Origin of the sequence: Fictibacillus sp. 5RED26 (genome assembly GCF_015903895.1) — a bacterium.
Taxonomy (GTDB): domain Bacteria; phylum Bacillota; class Bacilli; order Bacillales; family Fictibacillaceae; genus Fictibacillus; species Fictibacillus phosphorivorans.
In genome coordinates, this window is sequence record NZ_JACZDU010000010.1 from 17026 (window position 1) to 38797 (window position 21772).

At 40.0% G+C, this 21772-nt stretch carries 23 protein-coding genes; 12 read left to right on the forward strand and 11 right to left on the reverse strand.

The features are described from left to right. Positions 1–54 precede the first annotated feature (54 nt). Positions 55–501, forward strand: coding sequence for a VanZ family protein (locus IHV10_RS20510; RefSeq protein ID WP_197133993.1), 447 nt, complete (start codon positions 55–57; stop codon positions 499–501). Positions 502–575: 74 nt separating this feature from the next. Here the strand turns inward: IHV10_RS20510 and IHV10_RS20515 are convergent, their stop codons facing one another. Further along, the gene (locus IHV10_RS20515; RefSeq protein WP_197134137.1) at positions 576–1025 is read right to left on the reverse strand and encodes a redoxin domain-containing protein; all 450 of its coding nucleotides are present in this window, start codon (positions 1023–1025) and stop codon (positions 576–578) included. Between the two features lie 122 nt (positions 1026–1147). Next, positions 1148–2326, reverse strand: a complete 1179-nt coding sequence (locus IHV10_RS20520; protein ID WP_231619644.1) for an MFS transporter — start codon at positions 2324–2326, stop codon at positions 1148–1150. Positions 2327–2417: 91 nt separating this feature from the next. Between IHV10_RS20520 and IHV10_RS20525 the strand changes: the two genes are divergently transcribed. Together IHV10_RS20525 and IHV10_RS20530 are read left to right on the forward strand one after the other, a co-directional pair. Continuing rightward, positions 2418–2801: an OsmC family protein gene (locus IHV10_RS20525; protein ID WP_197133999.1), complete on the forward strand. Its 384-nt coding sequence runs from the start codon at positions 2418–2420 to the stop codon at positions 2799–2801. Positions 2802–2923: 122 nt separating this feature from the next. After that, complete coding sequence (locus tag IHV10_RS20530; RefSeq protein ID WP_197134002.1) at positions 2924–3769, forward strand: YfkD famly protein; 846 nt, start codon at positions 2924–2926, stop codon at positions 3767–3769. Positions 3770–4006: 237 nt separating this feature from the next. Here the strand turns inward: IHV10_RS20530 and IHV10_RS20535 are convergent, their stop codons facing one another. Further along, positions 4007–4324, reverse strand: coding sequence for a winged helix-turn-helix transcriptional regulator (locus IHV10_RS20535; protein ID WP_066243338.1), 318 nt, complete (start codon positions 4322–4324; stop codon positions 4007–4009). 111 nt (positions 4325–4435) lie between these two features. Further along, positions 4436–5554, reverse strand: coding sequence for a radical SAM/CxCxxxxC motif protein YfkAB (gene yfkAB / locus IHV10_RS20540; protein ID WP_197134005.1), 1119 nt, complete (start codon positions 5552–5554; stop codon positions 4436–4438). A gap of 134 nt (positions 5555–5688) precedes the next feature. On the opposite strand from yfkAB, the gene IHV10_RS20545 reads away from it, so the two are divergent. From IHV10_RS20545 to pdaA, 3 genes are all read left to right on the forward strand, one after another. Continuing rightward, positions 5689–5880, forward strand: coding sequence for an SE1561 family protein (locus IHV10_RS20545; RefSeq protein ID WP_066243343.1), 192 nt, complete (start codon positions 5689–5691; stop codon positions 5878–5880). Positions 5881–5987: 107 nt separating this feature from the next. Beyond that, entirely contained in the window at positions 5988–7535 is a 1548-nt protein-coding gene (locus IHV10_RS20550; protein ID WP_197134008.1) for a fumarate hydratase, read from the forward strand. Between the two features lie 359 nt (positions 7536–7894). Next, on the forward strand, positions 7895–8704 hold the full coding sequence (gene pdaA / locus IHV10_RS20555; protein WP_370568992.1) for a delta-lactam-biosynthetic de-N-acetylase: 810 nt from the start codon (positions 7895–7897) through the stop codon (positions 8702–8704). 106 nt (positions 8705–8810) lie between these two features. Here pdaA and IHV10_RS20560 read toward each other — a convergent pair whose 3' ends face one another. After that, entirely contained in the window at positions 8811–11243 is a 2433-nt protein-coding gene (locus tag IHV10_RS20560) for a carbohydrate binding domain-containing protein (protein ID WP_370629684.1), read from the reverse strand. Between the two features lie 247 nt (positions 11244–11490). Here IHV10_RS20560 and rlmD point away from each other — a divergent pair, with 247 nt between their 5' ends. After that, on the forward strand, positions 11491–12882 hold the full coding sequence (gene rlmD, locus IHV10_RS20565; RefSeq protein ID WP_370629685.1) for a 23S rRNA (uracil(1939)-C(5))-methyltransferase RlmD: 1392 nt from the start codon (positions 11491–11493) through the stop codon (positions 12880–12882). A 27-nt stretch (positions 12883–12909) separates the two neighbouring features. Next, positions 12910–13473: a maltose acetyltransferase domain-containing protein gene (locus IHV10_RS20570; RefSeq protein ID WP_197134014.1), complete on the forward strand. Its 564-nt coding sequence runs from the start codon at positions 12910–12912 to the stop codon at positions 13471–13473. Positions 13474–13705: 232 nt separating this feature from the next. On the opposite strand, the gene IHV10_RS20575 is transcribed toward IHV10_RS20570, so the two are convergent. From IHV10_RS20575 to IHV10_RS20595, 5 genes are all read right to left on the reverse strand, one after another. Further along, positions 13706–13870 (reverse strand): YfhD family protein, encoded by a 165-nt coding sequence (locus IHV10_RS20575; protein ID WP_197134017.1) that lies wholly within the window; start codon positions 13868–13870, stop codon positions 13706–13708. A 176-nt stretch (positions 13871–14046) separates the two neighbouring features. Continuing rightward, positions 14047–14184 (reverse strand): hypothetical protein, encoded by a 138-nt coding sequence (locus tag IHV10_RS20580; RefSeq protein ID WP_197134020.1) that lies wholly within the window; start codon positions 14182–14184, stop codon positions 14047–14049. A gap of 88 nt (positions 14185–14272) precedes the next feature. Continuing rightward, positions 14273–14839, reverse strand: coding sequence for a GNAT family N-acetyltransferase (locus IHV10_RS20585; RefSeq protein ID WP_197134023.1), 567 nt, complete (start codon positions 14837–14839; stop codon positions 14273–14275). 253 nt (positions 14840–15092) lie between these two features. Beyond that, on the reverse strand, positions 15093–16223 hold the full coding sequence (locus IHV10_RS20590; RefSeq protein ID WP_197134026.1) for an amidohydrolase: 1131 nt from the start codon (positions 16221–16223) through the stop codon (positions 15093–15095). Between the two features lie 30 nt (positions 16224–16253). Then, entirely contained in the window at positions 16254–17147 is an 894-nt protein-coding gene (locus IHV10_RS20595; protein WP_231618343.1) for a TIGR01777 family oxidoreductase, read from the reverse strand. 103 nt (positions 17148–17250) lie between these two features. Between IHV10_RS20595 and IHV10_RS20600 the strand changes: the two genes are divergently transcribed. The 3 genes from IHV10_RS20600 to recX all read left to right on the forward strand — a co-directional run bounded on the left by IHV10_RS20600 (position 17251) and on the right by recX (position 20574). Beyond that, positions 17251–19353: a carbon starvation CstA family protein gene (locus IHV10_RS20600; protein WP_197134029.1), complete on the forward strand. Its 2103-nt coding sequence runs from the start codon at positions 17251–17253 to the stop codon at positions 19351–19353. Continuing rightward, positions 19350–19556, forward strand: coding sequence for a YbdD/YjiX family protein (locus tag IHV10_RS23155; protein ID WP_197134032.1), 207 nt, complete (start codon positions 19350–19352; stop codon positions 19554–19556). Before IHV10_RS20600 ends, IHV10_RS23155 begins: the two co-directional genes overlap by 4 nt. 202 nt (positions 19557–19758) lie before the next feature. Then, positions 19759–20574 carry a recombination regulator RecX gene (gene recX, locus IHV10_RS20610; protein WP_197134035.1) on the forward strand — a complete coding sequence of 272 codons (816 nt, stop codon included), beginning with the start codon at positions 19759–19761 and terminating at the stop codon, positions 20572–20574. On the opposite strand, the gene IHV10_RS20615 is transcribed toward recX, so the two are convergent. After that, positions 20561–21232 carry an SDR family NAD(P)-dependent oxidoreductase gene (locus tag IHV10_RS20615; RefSeq protein ID WP_197134038.1) on the reverse strand — a complete coding sequence of 224 codons (672 nt, stop codon included), beginning with the start codon at positions 21230–21232 and terminating at the stop codon, positions 20561–20563. The two genes, recX and IHV10_RS20615, sit on opposite strands and share 14 nt — an antisense overlap. A gap of 67 nt (positions 21233–21299) precedes the next feature. Between IHV10_RS20615 and IHV10_RS20620 the strand changes: the two genes are divergently transcribed. Then, the gene (locus IHV10_RS20620) at positions 21300–21605 is read left to right on the forward strand and encodes a YfhH family protein (protein ID WP_137791576.1); all 306 of its coding nucleotides are present in this window, start codon (positions 21300–21302) and stop codon (positions 21603–21605) included. Positions 21606–21772 lie beyond the last annotated feature (167 nt).

The window sequence follows — 21772 nt, forward strand, 5'->3', positions numbered from 1 at the left end:
CACTAAAAAGGCACTTATGGGAATTTCTTTAAAAAAGGCAGGAGAAAAGGCAGTATGAAAAAAGTAAGATTCATCTTTAGCATTTTAGGTACACTTCTTTTTATCGTGTACATGGCAGTTTTGATTAAAGCCACTCTTTTCTCATTTAATGAGTACGTTTATGGAAAATCAGCTAATCTCGTTTTGTTTGACAGTATAAGGCTGATGTGGAGAAGCGATGATGATTGGCTCATTCTGAAGAACATAATAGGAAATGTTATTTTGTTTGTACCATTTGGTTTGTTGTTGCCTTTAATTTACCGAGTGTTTAACTCATGGCGTTTTATTTTCATTTTTGGTTTTGGTACAAGTTTTATTATAGAAGTTCTACAATATGAGTATTTTAAACGAATCTTTGATATTGATGATATATTTCTTAACGGTATCGGTGCCATGCTAGGACTGTTTTTATATAAGTTCTTAGCGGTGCTCTTTCGTTGGATTGAACGATTGCTAAAATAAAGCGTCTCTAAAGCAAGAATTTTATAAGATAAAAGAAACCGGACAGCGAATATAGCTGTCCGGTTTTTGTATACTTATTTTGTTTCTTTACCTAGTACACGGTTAACACGCTTTGTCAGCATCTTCATACCGTCCCCACCAGCTTGGTAATGACGAAGCTTTCCTTCTGCATCAAAAACATAATAAGCAGGTACGTATTCATTTTCAAACGCGTCTGTTAGAGCGTGGTCGTTATCAACGAAGATGGGCTGTGTAATATCGTGTTCTGCTGCTACTTCTTTAATTTGATCGATATCCAAATCTTTTTCTGAACGAGGCATATGAACCGCTATAACGTTCAGTTCGTCTTTATAGTCATCGCGGAATTGATTAATGTTAGGCATGGCATCCTTACATAATCCGCAGCTTACAGACCAAAAATGAATAAGTGTTGGTTTATTTCCAATCAAGTCACTTTTAGAAACTTCTCCATTAATCCATTGTGTAGCACCAGTAAGTTCTGGCATATCCGAACGTAATCTCATCATAAAAAATCTACTCCTTGTTTTGAAGATGGTTAAGTTATCTAATTTCTAGTTTAAAGATTGAACAACTAAAGTCAAAATTCCTGCTTTACTAATATGGTGTAAAAAGAAAAATATTATTTTTAAGCAGTTTTAGACTTAAGCGCGATCTCATGTTTATTTTTACTAAAAAGAATCGGTAAGCAGAGTATAAATAACATACCACAGATGGCAAATACAAAAGCACCGCCATCGAACAAGCTTATGAAGCTTCCACCGATCATAGGACCAGACATGCTGCCTATGCTAAAGCTGATGCCTGCTAAGATATTACCTGCTGGCAGGTGATATTTAGGAAGTAGATCACTCATATACGCGATCCCTAGAGAGAACATCGATCCGACAAACATTCCAGATAAAAAGAACAAACTGATAAGAAGCCAAAAGTTATTCATGCTCCAATATGTTGCCAAAAACGAGAAGAAGCCGGAGACGAAAGAAAAGATGAGAATTGGTTTTCGCCCCAATTTATCACTGAGAATTCCAAGTGGCAGCTGGAAAACAAGGCTGCCTAACACGAAGGCTGGCAGCAGAAGCGCTACCCAATCTAAGCTTATCCCGTTGCGAAGTGCAAATACGGGAAAAGAGCCGTGAAGAGTCGCTTCTAAAAAGCCGTAACCAAAAGGCGGCAACAAAGATACCCATGCTAATTTCAATACATCTTTATAGCGATCGATTGCAGTAATGCCAGAAGTACGAGCAGATTCTGTTTCAGGTCTTTCGTTGCGTATCGATGTCATTAGAAGAAAAGAAAGAAAACAAAGACCTGCAGCAAGCCAAAAAGGAAGGTTTTCGTTCACTTCTAACATCTTCGTCATAAGAGGTCCGATTCCAAATCCTGCTCCGAACGCGATCCCATATATAGAGATATTTCTGCCTCTCTTGTTTTCAGGGCTACTTGTCGTGATCCAAGTTTGCGTAGAGAAATGCAGCATATGATCTCCAATACCGATCAACAGTCTTAATACAAACCAAAACCAAAATACTTTCCAGACGGGAAACATTGCAAAACAGAGTACGACAGCTAACAGACCAGCTAATATGAGTGGTTTATACCCAAACCTTCTAAGAGGCTTCTCAATAAATGGAGAAGCGATCAAAATCCCTATATAAAGAGCTGTTGCATGAAAACCATTTAAGGAAGCGGATGTACCGTCCTGTTCAAAAATAACTGCAATTAAAGGAAGCAGCATGCCTTGAGCGAACCCTGAAATAAAAACAATGCTGACTAAAACTGAGAATTTATACGTAGAAAGCTGCATGAGCATCTCCTTTTCAAAACAAACTAAAACCATTGTACAATGGAAATCATAAAAAGTTGAGTGTAAAGTTCAAGATTAGAGGTGTGTAAATTTGGAATTTAAGATGACTGAAAACGGTTTTGAAACCGAGGTGGATTTCGGAACACTCGAAATAAGCGGGAACGCGGAGTATGGTTATCGGCCGTTTCAACTGCTCGTTTCATCTATCGCCGTATGCAGTGGTGGAGTTCTACGTAAAGTATTAGAGCGGATGAGAATGCCTTATGAAGATATTACTGTTCAAGCTAAAGAGACGAGAGTGGAAAAAGAGGCTAACAGAGTATCTGAAATTCATCTTCACTTTTTAATAAAAGGTAAGAATTTGTCTGAGGAAAAGGTTGAAAAAGCATTACATGTAACTCGAAAAAATTGCTCCATGGTCCAGTCCGTTAAAGATAGTATAAAAATCACCGAAAGTTTCACCATTCAAGCTTGAATAATACCCTGGTTCTTTAGAGAATCAGGTTTTTTTATTTTCCAACAATACCCGTACGAAACAAAGTAAGGAACGTGGATAAATTTTGTGGGTTAGAAAAAAATAGGGGAAAGGAGGATGTTATGAAAAAGAGAATTTTTATTATGTTATTTGTCATGCTTTTTGTGTTATCCAATACAGCGCTAGCAGCTGAAAAAACAAAACAACAGCCAGAACAAAAACAAAAACAAGCAGAAAAAATAGAAAAGACTGCTCCAAAGGCAGATATAAAAGTACCGAGTTCTGTTCTTAGCATATCAAAAGAGAACACGTATCCTAACTCTGCACAAGATCTTCCGTACTTAGAACCAAGCAAGCTCGCAAAAGCAATGCTTAAAACGTCTGATGTTCCAATCACAAATCCGGATCTCATTCGATTATTGAATGAGTCGACAATCAATGGATCAAAAGTAGCTTTTTGGTACCGTGCAAAAATTTACTTAGGTCAATGGCCGCTGTCTTATCAATCAACAGAGACGACCGTGAACTGGGAACATCAACAGATTAACACGAACCGTTTAGACAATAGGGGTGCAAAAGCCGTTGCGAAATTGTCTTATAATCAAACAGCTCATAAAAAAGTGAGTGGTGGCCTGACAGCTTCTATTCCTAATAGTGAAGCCGTTCAAAAGATGATGCTCATCACAGCAGCAGAAAAATCGAAGCTGCCGTTATCGTTCCAAACTGCTGTTGGTGCGGGTACAAAGAAATCAAACGTATACCATGTGTCACCGAAACAGGTGGGATATTTAAATAGTTATGTCCCAGCCGTAAATGAAAGAGGAAGAGTAACTTACGGAGAAGTGTATATCGTTCTAAAAGGCGGTAAGCGAGAGATCGTCATTCAAAACGTTACACAGCAAGGGATTGGTGCTTGGATTCCGGTTCAAGACCACGTATCATTCAGTTTTCATACAAGCAATATGTAAAAAAGGACAGCTCCTTAATCAGCTGTCCTTTCTTTTTTGCGTATTAAAGTTATATCCAAGATGATGCTGTGGTGCCAACAAGCTTCATCGAAAAGTTAATTGGAGTGTAAGGTGCGAGACTCCTGGGGGATCAGCGGGACAGGTGAGACTCTTAACAGCGCATAGCGCTAAGAGGCTCACCGCACGCCCCCCGGAAAGCGAGCACCTGAAACGGAAATTAACACTATCGGGTTAGCCTTAACAATGGTCCACCCATTGTTCGCTCCAGTCTTGAATGGCGTTAATGATTGTTTTTAAAGAGTTTCCTTTATCCGTCAGTGAATACTCAATTCGCACAGGTGTCTCTGGGTACACATTACGTTTCACAATTCCCACAGACTCCAATTCCTTCATCCGTTCCGTAAGCATACGATCACTCATTTCGGGAATCTGGGACTTGATGTCTTTAAACCGTTTAGGGCCATCCATCAAAACGCGAATGATGAGTCCTGTCCATTTTTTGCCGATAATATCCATGGCTACTTCGTACTTCGGACACATCGTGCTATAATCCATTATCATTCACCTCAATCTATATGAAAAAACGATGCTTTTTCTACAGTCTATATTTGCCTCCTATTATACGGTTTAAACTTACTTTTGTAAAGTTTATAACTTTTTAACGCTTTAAAGCTTTGAGGTATTATTTTTAAAATCAACTTCTTGATAGTAAGAATGCTTTACAAGCACGTTCGGTCCTAAACATTGCACAGCTGGGCAATGACAGCCTAGTTCTTTAGCAAGTTCTGATTGGTTCCATGCTTCATAAGCATCAAGCAAGCTCGTGTCTTTAATGTTCCCGAGAGCAGGAGCATCCCCAAAGTCTGTAACTATAATATTGCCATCAAACAGGTTGATGTTTAACCTCGATCTTCCATCAGGGTCATTACGCACTGTAACATTTTCTTCTGTTTGAAGTCTTCTGATCAATCTCAGATCCTCTTCGTTTTCAGAGCAAGCATAAAAGGGTAGGGTCCCAAATAGCATCCAAGTGTTCTTATCACGAAGATCAAGTAGATGATGAATACTTTCACGCATTTCTTCTAAAGAGATGGTTTCCAATGTGCTAGCAAAGTCACTCGGATACATAGGGTGAATCTCGTGGCGCTGACAGCCCATCTCAAGAACGTGTTTATGTATCTCTTCTAAGTAGGGCAACGTCTTCTTATTTAACATCGTTTCAGCAGATACCATCACACCAGCTTTTGTTAAAGCTTGTGCGTTTTCAACTAAGCGGGTGAAATACGCTTGGCGTTGTTCAACAGAAGGCTTCTTTTCCATCATCGCAAAACCAGTATCAGAAAATTCCTCCACCGTTCCCCAGTTATGGGAAATGTGAAGCACATCCAAATACGGAATAATTTTTTCGTAGCGTGCTAAATCTAAAGTTAAATTTGAGTTGATCTGAGTGCGTGCACCACGTTCTCTTGCGTATTTTAAAAGTGGCACAACGTAATTATTTACTGATTTTAAGGAAAGCATCGGCTCACCGCCAGTAATACTGAATGCTCTTAATTGAGGGATCTCATCGAGTCTTTTGATGACAAGGTCAAGTGGAAGAGGCTCAGGGTCTTTTGTTTGCAGCGTGTATCCGACAGCGCAGTGTGCACAACGCATGTTGCACAATGTGGTTGTCGTTATTTCTATATTGGATAGCTGAAGTTTATTATGTTCACTCATATCTAAATAAGCTTCCCACGGATCGTTCTTTGGGGTAATCGCTTTTAATTCGGTTTTTAACACCATCATACATCTCCTTTGCGACCATAAATGGACAGTATCTATCTTAACCGAAGCCTCATTAAAGAAAAAGGATATTATTCTGTTGGCAAAATCCCGTTACCTTGTTAAAGTAGAAGGGATGGAAAGGAGAGATCAACATGGGTAACTCTATTCAGGATAAATCCTCTCAAAAAGAATATATTAAAAATCGTATTGACTTATTAGTTGATGTTTTAGATTCTATAGATGCTGAAACAGCAGGAATTGAAGAGATCGACCGAATCATCGGAATGCTGGACGACTTAGAAGAAAAGTGCAAACAGTTCCGTCATGATTGGGAAGAAAAATAAGCTCGAAAACCGTTTCTTTATTAAAGAGACGGTTTTTTTTGTTATAATGAACTCATTAATAATTTGATTACGCTTACAATAGCAAGTCAAAAAGGGGTAGTGAAGAGATGGAGAAATTTCAAGAAAGCATGTACAAGCTGATTGTTGAAACATCAACGAAATTGCCAAAAGACGTTCGCCGTGCCATTCTTGCAGCTAAGCTAAAAGAAAATGCCGGAACACGTGCTGCGATGTCTTTAGATACGATTACAGATAATATCTTAAAAGCAGATGAAAATGTCTCGCCGATCTGTCAGGATACGGGACTTCCTACTTTTAAAATTAAAGTTCCTGTAGGAGCGAACCAGATTAAGATGAAAAAAGCCATCCGTCAAGCGATCGCGGATGCAACAAAAGACACGAAACTTCGTCCGAATTCAGTTGATTCGATCACTGGAGACAACAGTGGAGACAACTTAGGAGACGGGACGCCTGTTATTAAATTTGAGCAGTGGGAAGAAGATTACATCGATGCGCGGCTGATCTTAAAAGGCGGCGGTTGTGAGAACAAAAACATTCAATATAGCCTTCCTGCTGAGTTAGAAGGGTTAGGACGAGCGGGACGTGATCTAGACGGTATTCGTAAATGTATCATGCACTCCGTTTACCAAGCTCAAGGCCAAGGCTGTAGTGCCGGCTTTATCGGTGTTGGTATTGGGGGAGACCGTACATCAGGGTATGAATTAGCAAAAGAGATGCTATTCCGTTCTGTTGATGACGTCAATCCAAACGAAAATCTTCGTAAACTTGAAGAGTATGTAATGGAGAACGCGAATAAGCTCGGTATCGGTACGATGGGCTTTGGCGGTGAAACGACATTACTTGGCTGTAAAGTTGGTGTGATCAATCGTATTCCAGCGAGTTTCTTTGTATCAGTAGCTTATAACTGCTGGGCTTACCGTCGTTTAGGGGTAAAACTTAACGCTGAAACGGGAGAAATTCAAGATTGGTTGTATACAGAAGGTGAAGAAGTGGATTTCACTAAAGCTGAAGAGGAAGCAGCTGCGGCTGTTGAACAGCAAGAAGAGAAGACGAGAAGTGTCACACTTGAAGCTCCTATTACCGAAGAGCAAATCCGTGAGCTAAAAGTCGGAGATGTTGTGACGATCAACGGAATGATGCACACGGGTCGAGATGCTATTCATAAACACTTAATGGATAATCCTGCTCCAATCGATCTAAACGGTCAAATCATCTACCACTGCGGGCCAGTAATGGCAAAAGACGCTGAAGGAAACTGGGTTGTAAAAGCGGCTGGACCGACTACAAGTATTCGTGAGGAGCCTTACCAAGGTGATATTATGAAAAAGTTCGGAATCCGCGCGGTTATTGGTAAAGGTGGAATGGGTCCAAGAACATTAGCAGCTCTTAAAGAACATGGTGGTGTTTATTTGAACGCTATTGGTGGAGCTGCACAATATTACGCAGAGTGCATGGAGAAAGTAGAAGGTGTTGACCTCATGGAATTCGGTGTTCCAGAAGCGATGTGGCACATTCGCGTTAATGGATTTACAGCAGTTGTTACGATGGATTCACACGGAAACAGTCTTCATGAGCATGTGGAGAAATCGTCCTTACAGAAGTTAGAACAGTTTAAAGATCCCGTATTTAAATAAAATGAATGTGTGAGCCACAGTTCTGATATGGAACTGTGGTTTTTTATTTTACAGCGTGAGATGAATAGGGAGTGTCGAAAAATGTCCATATTTGTAGACTCGTGGATAAATCGCAAAAACTTTAGGATTGAGCATTAAAACTTGTGGATTGAAGCACAAAACTTTAGGATTAGGCATCAAAATTTGTGGATAGAAGCAGAAAAATTTAGGATTCACCATATAAACTATCGAATACAAAGCGCCAGGATATTTGGTTTCAACAAATTACACTCGTTTCCTTTATATCCCTAGCATGGTTTTCTACAATTACACCAAAATAAAGGTATAGGTTGTCGCTTGAAGGAGGAAGTTTAATGAAAATCAATCGGCTCCTGTGCCTAATATTGGTTTCAATCATATTTTTTACACAAACGCATGTTATTTATGCTCAAAGAGGCGTATCCAATCAAAGACTGGAATGGTACTTTGAGAAAAAAGGGGAAGAGAAGCCTCCGATTACAGATGCAAGATACATGGAGCTCGTCCATAAATACGATAGCCTTTTTATTGGGGACCCGACCAAAAAAGATATCTATTTAACCTTTGATAACGGATACGAAAACGGTTATACCGATAACGTTTTGGATGTTTTGAAGAGAAAGAAAGTACCTGCAGCCTTTTTTGTAACCGGACAATTTATGAAGACTCACCCTCACCTAATTAAACGAATGGCTGAAGAAGGGCATATTGTTGGGAATCACTCTTATTATCATCCAGATCTTACCCAAGTGTCTGATGCACGTTTGAAGAACGAGCTTGAAAAAGTAAAGCACAGATACACGGAGATAACAGGTAAAACTGATATGAATTATATTCGACCTCCAAGAGGAGTGTTTAGCGAAAGAACGATTATGCTTGCTAAACAAGAAGGCTATACACATGTGTTCTGGTCACTTGCCTTTTTAGATTGGGAAACCAATAAACAGCGTGGTTGGCAATATTCATACAATCAGATCATGAAGCAGATTCATCCAGGTAGCATCATGCTTCTGCATACGGTTTCTAAAGACAATGCAGATGCACTCGAACGTACGATTGAAGCCCTTCAAAAAAGAGGCTACACATTCAAAAGCTTAGACGACTTACAGCTTAAGAAATCTGTGCCAACACCATTATTGTTTAAGTCTTAAAAACACTTTTGCATACTTTGCGAAGGTGTTTCTTTTTGTACTAAAAGGATACAAAAAACGCTTAAACCTTTGCTTTTGAGAAAACAGTGGTTTAAGCGTTCAAGGATTATTTTAAAACAGATAGCTGCACGTCATCGAGATAGATCTCATGTTCGCCTAGTGGTGATCCTAGACTTTTTCCAAAAAGGAACTTTAAAGACAACGTATCTGTATCAGTAGGGGTTATTTTGTACGTATAGGTGGTTTTTTCAGTTCCGATTTCAATGCTCTCAGCAAAATAACGCTTGTACTGTGCGTTCTCTAACGTTACCTCTATGTTGCGAGCGATCTGTGAGGAAACCGAAAAACGTAGTTCGTAATTCAATCCCTTAACTAATTTTAAATTGCCTTGTTCTAAAAGAACGCTCCATGGCTCATTTCCTTCAGAATTGATGTTAATCATGGCTTTGCCTTCCTCACTCATAATTTCAGCGTTAGCATCGTAATGAATGTAGGGGCTCCAAAATGAAAGGCCGGAAAGAAAATCTCCATTTTTTAATGGTTTCATGTCCACATCGTTGTAATCAGGAATGTTGGTTAATTTTTTCAAAACAATATCATCTAAGTAAACATCAGCAGGATTGCCGCCTAAGTAAAAGATTAACTGGCTATTATAATCTGACGTTTCTCCTTCATACGTAAACCTTACCTCGTGCGTATCACTCTTTTTGTTCAGAGTTACTTTAGCTGGTGTTACATAGTACTGTTTGCCGCTTTCATCTAACACACCAATTGCAATGGATCGAGCTCTATCGGCTTTTCCTTTAAAAGTTAAAAGGTATTCATTTCCTTTGATCAATTGGATTCCTTTTTGAACAAGGTATCTATCTGTTTTGTTAGTAGAGTGTCCCTTTAAATCAGCATGAAATTCACGAGATTTCTCGCTAACAACAGCTCTATCTTTTTTGTGTTTGGAAACAAAGTTCCAGTACGTTAATCGATCCATCGCGCCTTGATCGAATGTTCCGTTATAAATGTGGTTACCATCGCGAAGTGGTGGCTTAGAGGCGGACTCATCAATGGGCTCATTTGTAACTTCTTCTACACGCACGTTACCGATCCAAACAGGAACGCTTCCGTTGTTTCCTAGATTGAATTCTAATCGAGCAGCAAGGTCTGTATCGGCAAGCATATCAAAAGTAAAGGAATAACTTGAAAGTGCAGTGCCTAATTTGATATTTTCTTCATTGGAGTATTTACCCCAACCTCGCTCTGCGCCACCGCCAACTTTAACAGTCATTTGTCGATCAGATGCTGCTTTTGCATCAAAGCTAACTTTGTAACGTCCGCTTTTACCGAGTGAAAGAAGTTGGATCGCTTGAACAGAATGTGAAAATGCTCCAGGAACTTGTGGAGTGATCACTGCAAAATTCGTATTATCGATCATTTCTTTATCAGCTGAAGCTTCACCACCAAAGTCGGGAAGGGTAACAAGATTCCAGTAGGATGGATCGAAAGGCTGTTCATTTTGATTGATAAGTGTAAAAGGTCTTTCAAAGTTTCCGTCATAAATCAGGTTTCCATCTTCAAGAGGTTGTTTAGCATCTTCAGGCAGTTCAACAGGTTTTGGAGTAGGTTCCACTGGATCTCGGTAATCGCGGTTTTTCATCTCATATACACGAACATAATCAATCTCCATCTGTTGAGGGAACGTAGTCGTTTCATCAGGATCTCCATCAAACCATCCGCCAACAGCTAGGTTCATGATTAAATAAAAGTTTTGATCAAATGGCGCTGGATACGAGTACTTGATCGGATTATTTTGTCCTTTTGCATACCACTCATTTTGCGTTTGGTACAGTTCACCATCTACATACCATCTGATCTCACCAGGTTCCCATTCGATGGCATATGTGTGCCAAGTATTGATTCCCTCGTTAAAAGGGAATTCAAACTCTTTTCCTGTATACCGATTGTTTGGCCAAGTCTCCCCATAATGGAGCGTGCCAGCTACTTTATTAGGTTTACTTCCCCAAGCTTCCATGATGTCTATTTCCCCTGATGCAGCCCATCCGCCATATCGGTCCTTTTCAGGCAACATCCAAACCGCCGGCCACAATCCTTTACCAGTAGGAGATTTAGCGCGAACCTCATACCGGCCATACGTTTGACTGAATAATCCCTTTGTTTTTAATTTGGCAGACGTATAATCATAAGTACCTGAGTCATCAGTCGTACTTTCTTTTTTAGCACGGATAATCAATTTACCGTCTTTGATAAATGAGTTCTCATCTGAGTTCGTATAATACTGTTTTTCATTGTTTCCCCAGCCTGGTGTAATGAGATTCCCATCTTCATCTTTTATCCAGTTACCGATATCATACGTCCACTTTTTTGGGTCAATTTGAGGTTTGTTAAATTCATCTGACCAAGTAAGAGACCATTTCGCTTTCCCTTTCTTTTTTTGAACTTCTTTATCCACATCGTCATCTGCAGAGGCAGTCCCCCCGCTAGGCATCATTAATAAAGCAGAGAGAGCAAAGGCATAGATTTTTTTCACTGAGCAATATCCTCCTTTATTATAAATACTGAAACGAAAGCGGTTTCGAAAATACAAAAAATGATAAGCGCTATTTACGAAAGCGCTTTCGTTAAAGCTATTATAGAGATTATAAAAATTCAAGACAATCTGACTTTAGTATTATTTTTATATAAACTCTTTTTTTGATTGAGATTGAAGTTGGTAGAACAAGCAAGTTTCGTCTACAATAAGGAAAGCCACTTTTAGCTAAGAAACGAGTGAAGATATGATGAAGAATACTAAACAAAATAATCCCATTATGAAGATTGGTGAGACAATTCCTTTATCCATTAAACGATTAGGTATCAATGGAGAAGGAATCGGATTTCATGAACGACAAGTTGTATTTGTCCCTGGAGGGATTCCGGGTGAAGAAATGTCGGTTATTATTACAAAAGTCTTTCCAAATCGAGCAGAAGCAAAGATTAAAAAAGTATTTAAAAAGTCAAAGGATAGAGTAACACCACCTTGCCCGATCTATGAGACGTGCGGGGGATGTCAGATTCAGCATATGTCCTATCCGGCGCAACTAAAAGAAAAACGAGATATTGTTGTGCAAGCCTTCGAGCGATACACAAAGATTCATAGGGATAAATTGAACGTGAGAAAAACAATTGGAATGAATGAGCCTTGGGCTTATCGCAACAAGTCTCAGTTTCAGGTGGGTAAAATCGATGATACTATCATTGCTGGTCTATACAGCAGCAACTCACACAAGCTGATTAACATTGATCATTGTCTCGTACAACACGAAGATACGAATATTGTAACGAATAAAGTGAAACAGATTATTAGAGATCTGAACCTTCCTGTATATGACGAAAAAGAACAAACTGGAAGCATTCGTACGATTGTAGTTAGGACGGCTTTCCGTACAGATGAAATTCAGCTAGTAATCGTAACTGCAACCACTGAGTTGCCGAAAAAAGAACTTTTTATTGAAGAGATCAAGAAAAGACTGCCTCAAGTGACATCTCTTGTTCAAAATGTAAACGAAGAGAAAACTTCGCTTGTATTTGGTGATCAGACGGATGAGATTTACGGAAAAGATACGATTACTGAGCATCTTGGCGATCTTCGTTTTGAGCTATCAGCGCGTGCATTTTTTCAATTGAATCCTGAGCAAACCGTGAACTTATATAACGAGGTAAAAAGGCAGGCGAACCTTACTGGTAATGAAAAGGTCGTTGATGCATATTGTGGGTCAGGCACGATCGGCATGTGGCTTGCAAAAGATGCCCAAGAAGTGAGAGGGATGGATATTATTAAAGAATCCATCATGGATGCTAGAAAAAATGCTGACAAACATCACATCAAAAATGCTTTTTATGAAACGGGAAAAGCAGAAAAACTTCTCCCGAAATGGGTAAAAGAAGGCTGGCAACCCGACGTTGTAGTAGTGGATCCACCAAGAACGGGGTGTGATCCTGTTTTCTTAGATACAATCATAAAAACAAAGCCTAAAAAAATGATATACGTTTCATGTAATCCGTCAACATTAGCAAAAGATGTCCACATGTTAATAAGTAATGGTTATAAAGTAGAACAAATTACTCCTGTGGATATGTTTCCGCAAACATCACAAGTTGAAGCTGTTTGTACGCTAGTACTGAAGTAAGTCAAGACACGAAGGGAATGATGCTTTGTGAAAACGGAAAAAGAGAAAATGATAGATGGCGAGATGTATCGTCCCGATGATGAGCAGCTTGTAAACGAACGAATTCAAGCAAGAAGACTGACTCGAGAGTACAATGCAACAACAGAAGAGGAAGTGGATAAGCGTACTTCTTTAATAAAACAATTATTCGGATCAACCGGTCAGAATGTTGGAATAGAACCGAACTTTAAATGTGATTATGGCTATAACATTCATGTTGGGGAAAACTTTTATGCCAACTTTGACTGTACCATTTTAGATGTGTGTGAAGTTCGATTTGGAGATAATTGTATGCTGGCACCAGGTGTTCATGTCTATGCGGCTACACATCCATTAGATCCTATTGAAAGAAATTCGGGTGTAGAGTATGGAAAACCTGTCGAAATTGGAAATAACGTTTGGCTCGGTGGGGGAGTCATTATCAATCCAGGTGTAAAAATTGGAGATAATGTGGTTGTAGCTTCTGGAGCTGTAGTCACCAAAAATGTTCCGGCTAACGTAGTAGTTGGGGGTAACCCAGCAAGAATCATTAAAACGATTGAAATGAAATAATATATTTAAAGCTTAAAAAATTCAGAAATATACACACTATCCACATGTTTTTCCACAGAAAATGTGCATAACTATTGTGTTTTGCACAAATTTGCACACAATAACTATTATGTTAATTTGAAATATCAACATTATCAACAGTGTTGTGGATAACTTTGTCCACAACATATTAAAACCATAAGGATTTCTATACTAAAAAAAGACCTGCTATCCCAGCAGGTCTTTTTTGCACTTAGCGACGACTTTTTTTCTGGCGTCGGTCAGCGGCTTGTGCACGTGCTTGTGCTTCAAGATCGTTTTGATCTGCCAATTCACTTGAGTACTCGACATCAAGTCCTTTGGCTTGAGAAGCTTTAGCATTATTGTGCAATGAGGACTTTCGGTTACGTTTTTCCACACAAATACCTCCTTAAAGATATCACGATGTTTGAAACGTAAAACAAAAGCAATTGAGGAACTTGTCCTCAACTATAGAATGTGCATTTTTCAGCTAAATATTATAGGAAGAATCATCCTTTTAGAAAATCCGTTTCAGATGCTCGCTTTCCACGGGACGTGCCTATGAAGAAAAACTTAGGAATTATCTTCGTTTGTCATTTCTTGTGTCTCTGCCGTTGATTCTGCAGACTTTAATTCCTCTTTATATAGAATTTCTTGTGTTTTTGTTAGATCGTTGTTTCTTTCTTTTGCTTGTTGTTTACGGCTTTCCATAACTTTACCTCCTTAGAAAAAAATAAACACCACTCAATAGGAGTGATGTTCATTAGTATGCGCAGAGTAAGTGTACACATTACCTGTATTAAGCTTCCTTTAACTGTTCTTCCACAATTTCAAGAGGCTGTGATTGCGTACGAAGCATGTGCATGAGATAGTTATCTTTTTCAATCTGATATAAGTTATAGATATCCTGACCTTGGTTTAACTGATCATAAACATCTTTTCTTGTTTCGTTGGCTAACGTCACATAAGGAATTTTTTCAGCTGCTTTTTGTGAACGAATATTTACTTTACGAATACGCATAAAGATTGTGTGGATATCTTTTTCATAAAACAATTCAGAAAAGAAAGCATCTTTTGCTAAAGAATTGTACCCTTTTCCAAAGTAAGGCTGACCAATCCAGGTGCCAAGAAAGCCATAGCCATCTTGGACATCAAATAAATTAATGGTGCCGATTGGATTATGCCACTCATCCAAAATCGTTCTGGAAATAATGTTTCCTTGGTCCTCTTCCTCGATCGTTTGCTTCGTTAGAAATAGAAATTCTTCGAATGAAGCCGCTTTTTGACGCACAAAAGGGAAGACGTCTGGGTGCACCATTAAATTGTAAAGAACATGACTCTCTGATAAATCACGCTTTTTCAACAATTTAATCCCTCCTAGAGGGCAGAAGTATCCCCCACCCTCGAATTAAGAATAAAAATTAATTCGGGGTGGGAATCGAACCCACTAGGACCAGTCATAGCTGGTGGCGCACCAATTGCCTTCCCTTGCTTCAATATTTAATTTATGAAAATAATGTTGTATTTGACTCTTGAGCGACTATTAAATGTTCCGGATTCGCTTAATCCGCATGTTGCTCTATTTGTATCATAAGACATTTTTTCAAAAAAGAAAATAGTTATTTTGTAGATTTTTTGTAAATTATTTCACCGTCAATCATGGTCATAACAGGGGTAGCAGAAAAGTGGAACGGATGCTCGGTCCAAAGGGATAAATCTGCATCTTTTCCTGGCTCGATACTGCCTACTCGATCATCTATTCCAAGATTTCTGGCAGGAGCGATGGTGATCCCTTCAAGCGCCTTTTTTTCACTCAAACCTTCCCTTACAGCAATTGCCGCACAAACGTTTAAATACTGTATAGGGATGTAAGGGTGATCGGTCGTAATGGAAACATCAACATTATTTTCAGATAGTATACGATACGTTTCCCATGATTTGTTCTTCAGTTCGATTTTGGACTTTCGTGTCAGAGTAGGACCAACGCTTACTTTCAAGTTCAAGTCTTTAAATGAGTCTGCAATAAGGTGGCCTTCTGTACAGTGTTCAATACGAAAATCTAAGTTGAATTCCTCCGCAAAACGGATAGCCGAAAGAATATCATCTGCACGGTGAGCATGAATGCGAACAGGAATCTCACGGTTTAAAGCAGCTGCGATCGGTGCAACACGCAAATTATCTTGATACGCTGAATCTTTTGCTTGATAGAAGGCTTCACGAAGCATGCCCATAATTCCCATACGAGTGATGGAATCATTATGACGTCCACTATGAATGCGTTTTGGATTTTCACCCAACGCGATTTTAAGTCCTGCTGTTTCCTTAATAATCATCTTTCTAATGTCATGACCATGCGTTTTGATAACAGAGGTTGTTCCACCAATAACATTTGCACTTCCGGGCATGATGTGAGCAGTAGTTACTCCAAAACGAACAGCATCTTTAAAGGCGATGTCTAGAGGGTGGCAGCCGTCGATCGCACGGATGTGAGGAGTGAGCACCTCGTGCGTCTCGTTAGCATCATTTCCAGCCCAGCCTGTTCCTTCATCATACAAACCTAAATGAGTATGAACATCAATGAATCCTGGAAGAAGATGCAGGTTTTCAGCTTGGATGATCTCCATGTCAGCTGACGGTTCTATGTGTGCTTCGACAGCTGAGATTTTGCCGTTTTCTACTAGAACATCTCCTTGCTGAAGTTCGCTGCTCGTAATCGGATATACTTTTGCTTTTTGGATTAATGTTTTCATAATGTGTCACCTGATAAATTATTTTTATTATCATTGTAACAAATCATGTAAAGCCCCCTTTAAGTGAGGATATGTAAACGTATAGCCTAAGTTTCCCGCTTTTTCAGGAAGGACGTGCTGTCCCTTGAGAATCAACATACTCATCTCTCCAAACATGATTTTAAAAGCTATAGATGGTGCTGGGAGCCAGTGTGGGCGATGCATAACGTCAGCTGTTACTTGACCAAATTCTTTCATCTTAACAGGATGTGGGGAAGTAACATTTACAGGTCCTGAGTATTGTTCATTCTCTATGGCTTCTGTAATGAGTTTTGCTACATCTTCTACGTGCACCCATGAAACCCACTGCTCGCCTGAACCAACCGTACCCCCTGCAAAGAATCGATAGGGAAGGCTTAGCTGGGGAAGTACTCCACCGTCTTTACCTAGTACGAGGCCGAACCGTGTGAAAACCGTTCTGATACCAAGGGATTCTGCTGCTGATGCTTTTGTTTCCCAGGCTTTTACGACTTCGGCTAAAAAGTCAGAGCCATGCTTTGAGGATCTCTCTGTGAACACTTCGGTTTCAGAAGTACCATAATACCCTATGGCAGAAGCGTTAACCCAAACAGAAGGCTTTTGAGGCATCTTCTTAACAAGCTTTAATAATTCTTCTGTCACCTTTAAGCGGCTGTTTAAAATCGATTTTTTCTTTTCATCGGTCCATCTGCCATTTATAGATTCTCCAGCAAGGTTAACAACGGCATCGATCGGAGGCAGGTCAGGTTCATTGCTTCCCATCCATTGCACATATTGAACGCCTTTTTTCTCTGACTGTTTATCTTTTCTTGTCAGAATATAGACTTCATTTCCAAGCGCTGTAAGGTGCTTGGTTAAAAATCCCCCTACAAAGCCAGTGCCTCCGGTTACTAAGATTCTTTTCAAGGTAATCCACCTCTTTCCGATTTATTTATTTAAAAATTATGAATATTTGATATAATTCATCTTGTACATATTATATTACCCTATTAAGGAGGAAAGAAGGCTTATGGAGCTCCAAAGAAATGTGCAAGCAAAAAAGAAGAACCCCTTTTTGAAAGCGCTCTTATGGATTGGGATTGCTTTAGCTGGTGGAATCGCCTTGTCAATCATCGCGCTTCAAAGAGATGAGAAAATCAACGCGATCTGGTTTGTTGTTGCTTCATTGTGTACGTATGCTATTGCGTACCGCTTTTATGCACGATTTATTGCTACAAAAATCTTCAGCCTTAATAAAAACAATGCAACACCTGCAGAAAGGTATGCAGATGGGAAGGATTATGTACCAACAAACAAATGGGTTCTTTATGGACACCATTTTGCAGCGATCGCAGGTGCAGGTCCCCTTGTAGGTCCAACATTAGCGGCACAGATGGGATATCTTCCAGGAACCATCTGGATTATTGTCGGAGCTGTTCTTGCTGGTGCTGTACAAGACTTTGTTATTTTAATTATTTCCATGAGACGTAGAGGTAAATCAATCGGTCAGATTGCAAAGGAAGAAATAGGGCCAGTTGGTGGAATGCTAGCGCTAATCGGTGTTTTTGCTATTATGGTTATTTTAATTGCCGTGCTTGCACTAGTAGTTGTTAACGCACTCAAGTCCAGCCCATGGGGTACATATACGATTGCCATGACCATTCCAATCGCTCTTTTCATGGGTGTTTATATGCGATATTTACGCCCGGGAAGAGTAGGGGAAGCGTCTATAATTGGTTTTGTATTGTTAATATTTGCTTTGGTCAGCGGCCAATGGGTAGCGGACTCACCAACACTAGCACCTCTTTTTACTTTCGATGGTGAGACTTTAGCTTGGATGCTGATTGTTTATGGCTTCCTTGCATCCGTTCTACCTGTTTGGATGCTTCTTGCACCAAGAGACTATTTAAGTACGTTTCTAAAAGTAGGGGTAATCGGAATGATGGCACTCGGTATTCTTATCGTAATGCCTGAGATTCAGATGCCTGCACTTACTAAATTTATTGATGGAACAGGGCCTGTATTCGCAGGGAACCTCTTTCCGTTCTTGTTCATTACGATTGCATGCGGAGCCATCTCTGGTTTCCATGCTCTGATCTCTTCAGGAACATCTCCTAAACTGATTGCAAACGAGCAGCATGCTCCTATGATCGGTTACGCCGGAATGTTAACTGAATCATTTGTTGCGATTATGGCGATGGTAGCGGCAACGCTATTAACTCCAGGAATTTACTTTGCGATCAACTCACCAGGTGCTGCGATCGGAACGGATGTCGCGACCGCTGCTACCACGATATCCTCTTGGGGTTTCACAGTATCAGCAGATGAGATCAATGAGCTCGCTAAAAATGTCGATGAAGAATCGATTCTTTCTCGTACAGGCGGTGCTCCTTCGTTAGCAGTAGGGATCGCCCAAATTTTCTCGCAAGTGATTGGTGGGCCACAATTGATGGCGTTCTGGTACCATTTTGCGATACTATTTGAAGCCGTGTTCATACTAACCACCATAGACGCAGGTACACGAGTAGGCAGGTTTATGTTGCAGGATCTTCTCGGACAAATATATAAGCCGCTTCGAAAAACAGACTCTATGCCGGCTGTATATTTCACGAGTGCGTTAGTCGTTGCAGGCTGGGGTTATTTCTTAGTTGTTGGTGTAACTGATCCGTTAGGCGGAATCAATACACTATGGCCGTTGTTCGGTATCGTTAACCAAATGTTAGCGGCCATCGCACTTATCGTGGCAACAACTGTTATCTTGAAGATGGGCAAGAAGAAGTTCGTATGGGTCACATTAGTTCCCCTTGCTTGGTTGATGATCGTAACGTTCTCAGCTGCTTGGCAAAAGATTTTTTCTGATGTTCCGAAAATTGGTTTCTTGAAACAAGCAGAAGTGATGAAGGAAGCAATAGCGAGCGGCAATTTGCCTGCAACTGTACCTTCCATGGAAGCTGCTAAACAGCTGGTCTTCAACAATACGTTAAACGCGTATTTAACCGCGATTTTTATGTTGCTTATTTTAGGAGTGCTGATTGATGCGATGCGCATCTGGTACAAGGCGGTCAAGAGCGAGAAGCCTTTAGAAACATCAGAAGAGCCGTTTGTACAAACAAAGCTTGGTGATGTATCGTGACATTTCAAGCCGCTTGGCAATGGGTGAAAAACATCTTCCAGATCCTTTTATATATCGGAAAGGGCATCTCAAATCTCCCTGATTATCAAGCATATGTGAAGCACCTAAAAGAAAATCATCCAGAGCGCACACCGCCTACTGAAAAAGAGTTTTTTGCAGAGTTGCTCGAGAATAAATATGGCGCAAATGCAAAACGTTGTTGATAAGCCTTCATAAGTGCAGGTTGCACTTTCACGAAAAAGCATTCTCTCCAAAACGGGGAGGGTGCTTTTTTTATGTCATGAATGGATCAGTGCGATTTTTGTTAACAAATCCATACAGATACAAATCGATTGTTTGAAGGATGTTTAAACAGTACGAAATCTATAAGATATGGTACACTATTTGGTGAAAGAAGGTGGGTAGATGGCTGTTATAACAAGGATTTCTGCTCAGCAAAAAAACGACGAACGATTCAATATTTTTATACAAAAAGGCCCAAAAGAAGAATTTGCGTTTAGCGTAGACGCAGATGTTTTAATAAAGTTTTCACTTCAAAAAGGTATGGAGATCGATGAAGAAGAATGGGAATCCATCATTGAAGAAGATCAATATCGAAAAGCTTTTAATAAAGCTCTTCACTATTTATCTTTTCGAATGCGAACGGCTCATGAGATCGAGGTATATCTAGAAAAGAAGGAAGTTCCTGAAGCCACGATCAAACGCGTTCTGCAAAAACTTTCGGAGTATGATTTTGTGAATGACCAAACATTCGCAAAATCACTCGTAAGAAGCCGTATGAACACATCCTTTAAAGGACCCGGAATGATTCGGCAGGAGCTGAAGAAAAAAGGAATCAGTGATCGTCACACGGAAGAAGCACTTGATCAGTTCAGTTATGACGAGCAACTAGAAGCTAGCATTGCGTTTATTCAAAAACAATTTTCAAGCGGAAAGAAACGGTCTGAGAAAGAACAAAAGCAAAGGATTGCTCAGCAGCTTCAGCAAAAAGGCTATATGTGGGATGTTATTGAGATGGCATTTCAAGAAGCGAAGATCAGTCAATCTGCTGAAGATGAAAAAGAAGCCTTGCTGGCACATGCTCGCAAAGCTCACCATAAATACAAGAAGTACAGTGGGTTTGAATACGAGTCGCGCATGAAGAAATTTCTTTACAGCAAAGGCTTCAATTCCGAAGTGATTTCAGAACTGCTTAACGGGGATGAAATTAACGATCTATAAAGATTTCAGGTCGGTTGTCGTCCTGTTCAACGATTAGTGACGCAACTTGCTCTGGAGACTTTAAACGTGAGCGATCTGCAATATGAGTGGATTCATCCCAGAATGGCGTATCCATTCCACCCATATAGACGGCTGTGGGATAGATATTCGCTCCGTCCCATTCCTTTACGAGACTTTCTGTAAATCCTCTAACGGCAAATTTAGAAGCACAATAGACGGATTCATTTACCTTTCCGCGTAAGCCTGCAGTTGAAATGATGTTCATGACCTTGCCAAAGCCCTGTTTTTTAAATAACGGGAAAGCAATCTTCGTTGGGAAAATCGTGCCATAAACATTCGTTTCAAGCATTCCTGTAATATCTGTTTTTAATAAGTCTTCAAGCGGATCGAATATTCCAATGCCTGCATTGTTGATTAACGCGTGAACATGCTCGCTATCGAAGATGGATTGAAGCATGGATTCTGTTTGTTCGTAATTCGTAACATCACAAACTTTATACGATACCTTGTTTTCGCTGTGAGTGAATGATTGAACAGCTTGTTCTAATTTTTTCTCATTACGACCAACGAGATATACGTTGTATGTTTTATTATATTCGCGGGCTAGTGCGAGTCCTAAGCCTGAACCGCCGCCCGTAATAATGACAGTCTTACTCAAAATTATCACTCCTATGTAGTTAGTTCTTAAGCATATATAGGGTACAGAAAAGAAAGGAAGTAATCAAATGGAAAAAAGATTCAGCGAGATGACAGAAGTTGAAATTAAAGGCGAAATTGCTTCCCTTCGAGCAAAAGCACAAAAAGCAGAACAAATGGGTATGGTAAGTGAGTACGCTGTTTATGAACGCAAGATCGCGATGGGTAAATGCTATCTGATGGACCCGTCAACGATCGAAAGCGGGAAAGAGTACGGAATTCAAGGGGACCCGGGATCGACTTTTTCTGTGCTGTACCTAAATGGTATTTTTGCCTGGGGTTACAAAAATAAACAAAGTGCACTCGAAGCGTTGCCGATTTCAGTTCTTGAATAATTTTTGAAGGCTCTTTTCTTTGTTTTTTGTTCAAAGCTTCTTTGCAGTTGAATGGAGTGTAAGGTGCGAGACTCCTGGGGGATCAGCGGGACAGGTGAGACACCTAAGGTCGCAAGGCGACGAGGTGGCTCACCGCACGCCCCCCGGAAAGCGAGCACCTGGAACGG

What these genes read in the sequence shown, in the direction of transcription:
- IHV10_RS20510 (WP_197133993.1), top strand. Translation starts at nt 55, where the DNA reads ATGAAAAAAGTAAGATTCATCTTTAGCATTTTAGGTACACTTCTTTTT.
- IHV10_RS20515 (WP_197134137.1), bottom strand. Translation starts at nt 1,025, where the DNA reads ATGAGATTACGTTCGGATATGCCAGAACTTACTGGTGCTACACAATGG.
- IHV10_RS20520 (WP_231619644.1), bottom strand. Translation starts at nt 2,326, where the DNA reads ATGCAGCTTTCTACGTATAAATTCTCAGTTTTAGTCAGCATTGTTTTT.
- IHV10_RS20530 (WP_197134002.1), top strand. Translation starts at nt 2,924, where the DNA reads ATGAAAAAGAGAATTTTTATTATGTTATTTGTCATGCTTTTTGTGTTA.
- IHV10_RS20535 (WP_066243338.1), bottom strand. Translation starts at nt 4,324, where the DNA reads ATGGATTATAGCACGATGTGTCCGAAGTACGAAGTAGCCATGGATATT.
- yfkAB (WP_197134005.1), bottom strand. Translation starts at nt 5,554, where the DNA reads ATGGTGTTAAAAACCGAATTAAAAGCGATTACCCCAAAGAACGATCCG.
- IHV10_RS20545 (WP_066243343.1), top strand. Translation starts at nt 5,689, where the DNA reads ATGGGTAACTCTATTCAGGATAAATCCTCTCAAAAAGAATATATTAAA.
- IHV10_RS20550 (WP_197134008.1), top strand. Translation starts at nt 5,988, where the DNA reads ATGGAGAAATTTCAAGAAAGCATGTACAAGCTGATTGTTGAAACATCA.
- rlmD (WP_370629685.1), top strand. Translation starts at nt 11,491, where the DNA reads ATGATGAAGAATACTAAACAAAATAATCCCATTATGAAGATTGGTGAG.
- IHV10_RS20580 (WP_197134020.1), bottom strand. Translation starts at nt 14,184, where the DNA reads ATGGAAAGCCGTAAACAACAAGCAAAAGAAAGAAACAACGATCTAACA.
- IHV10_RS20590 (WP_197134026.1), bottom strand. Translation starts at nt 16,223, where the DNA reads ATGAAAACATTAATCCAAAAAGCAAAAGTATATCCGATTACGAGCAGC.
- IHV10_RS20600 (WP_197134029.1), top strand. Translation starts at nt 17,251, where the DNA reads ATGGAGCTCCAAAGAAATGTGCAAGCAAAAAAGAAGAACCCCTTTTTG.
- recX (WP_197134035.1), top strand. Translation starts at nt 19,759, where the DNA reads ATGGCTGTTATAACAAGGATTTCTGCTCAGCAAAAAAACGACGAACGA.
- IHV10_RS20620 (WP_137791576.1), top strand. Translation starts at nt 21,300, where the DNA reads ATGGAAAAAAGATTCAGCGAGATGACAGAAGTTGAAATTAAAGGCGAA.